At 36.7% G+C, this 1,612-nt stretch carries 2 protein-coding genes; one reads left to right on the forward strand and one right to left on the reverse strand.

Annotated features, from left to right (window positions below; genetic code table 11):
• Positions 1-296: 296 nt before the first annotated feature.
• Positions 297-689: a hypothetical protein gene (locus CXF78_RS16845; protein ID WP_102037420.1), complete on the forward strand. Its 393-nt coding sequence runs from the start codon at positions 297-299 to the stop codon at positions 687-689.
• Between the two features lie 214 nt (positions 690-903).
• Here the strand turns inward: CXF78_RS16845 and CXF78_RS16850 are convergent, their stop codons facing one another.
• Positions 904-1,536 carry a DUF4937 domain-containing protein gene (locus CXF78_RS16850; RefSeq protein ID WP_145991524.1) on the reverse strand — a complete coding sequence of 211 codons (633 nt, stop codon included), beginning with the start codon at positions 1,534-1,536 and terminating at the stop codon, positions 904-906.
• Positions 1,537-1,612: the final 76 nt, after the last annotated feature.

Raw genomic sequence — 1,612 nt, forward strand, 5'->3', positions numbered from 1 at the left:
CAGAGTTGAATTTGTCCCTTTTAACGTCAATATACCGACACGTTTATGCCCCAAAGTGTGTTTAGAACCAAAGCTCTATTGAAAAGCGCTTACACTAGATTCCAAAAAACTAATTTATATTATTTATTTAGAAAACTTCGGTTTGTTTTTGGGTTTTGACAATGACTTATCGCTTTACATCAATGATATAGGGAATGTAGGATGCTATTAATCAATAACTTAAGCTACTGAAATTATTTGGCTAACCGTTTAATAAGTTTTATGTTTAATGTCAATCCACGGAAGGGGTCTAAACAATGGTTATGTTTTTTCTAGTAGTTACAGTTTTATTTATTATTCTTAGTACATTGTTGAAATTTAGACATGTTGCGTATGCATATGTGATTGGTAACATTATATTATTTATCTTTTTTGCAATTTCTGGCCAAGCTGGTGGATGGTTTGTTTTAATTTATCAAATTCCAGCCCTTGTACCTGCTTTTCTTGGTATATGTATCGGAACCCCCATCGGTTATAAAATTAGACCTATTATTGAGAGTAAACTATCAATTTGCGGTAATAAGTTAAGTGCGAGAATAACAAAAAAGCAAGCCTCTGACTCAGCTTTAAATTTAAATGGCACACCTAGAACTTGTAGCAATGCTGAGAGTGAGGATCTACACGTAAAAGATGATATTCTAAATAAATAGTCGGTATATTAAATACAACAAGAGACTATAGCGTTAATCCAACCTCACCAGACTTATCATAATGCGAAAAGTAAGTTTAGCTTTCAGTTACTAACGCACTTATGTCCACTAGCACGTCAGCAAAACTGCAAGAATTGATAATGTTTTTCAAGGAAGAAACTACAATATGATCATGCTGGTTTAAACTGGTTACGTGGAATGTCACCTGAGGTGATCAACCGTTATTGGGTGTGACGTTCCACTTTGTATCGAGAACAACAACCTTATCTAATAGTTGTTCGATGTACTCCGATGGGCGGGCTATCTCTCGTAATTTTGGCAATACATTGTTTGCGTATATTTCATGAGCTTCTGGTGATTCCCAATGCGATACCACTAAGTAACAGTCATGGTGTTTAACATGGCGCCAAACGTGACCGCCTAAACATCCGAGTTGCGTTGACAGTTGAGGGTTCCAGATAAGTTGTTGATCTCGATTAAACCTATCAATGTCCAGTACTCTTGAGCAGTAAGCTATTCTTAATACTCCAGCACCTGAAAAATCAATCCGTAAGCCAGATATGGTTGAAACTAGTTCGAAGTAATTAACTGAACAATGACGATAAGTGGATTGTTGTTTATTACTTAAATAAATCTCATCGTGGGTAGTTCTCATGAATTCACTCACGTGAAACTGAGATTCCCAAAAACCTAAAATAATGGCTGTGCTTGACGATGCCTCCCATCCACCTGCTTGCCCAACAAAACCGTTACACGTCGACAGTTGACTCCAGGCACTCTGACTTTGTGAAAAAGCCTCTTGTTTACCGTCATCAACCTCGCACATAATCAATTTTGCTATAGTCAAAATGGCTCCTAATATTGATGGTTCATGAGTCAATATGGCTCTTCAAAGCTGAATCTATAAGGGAACAATATCTTTG

It is taken from the genome of Shewanella sp. 11B5, from assembly GCF_002836795.1.
In the GTDB taxonomy this organism is placed as follows: Bacteria; Pseudomonadota; Gammaproteobacteria; order Enterobacterales; family Shewanellaceae; genus Shewanella; species Shewanella frigidimarina.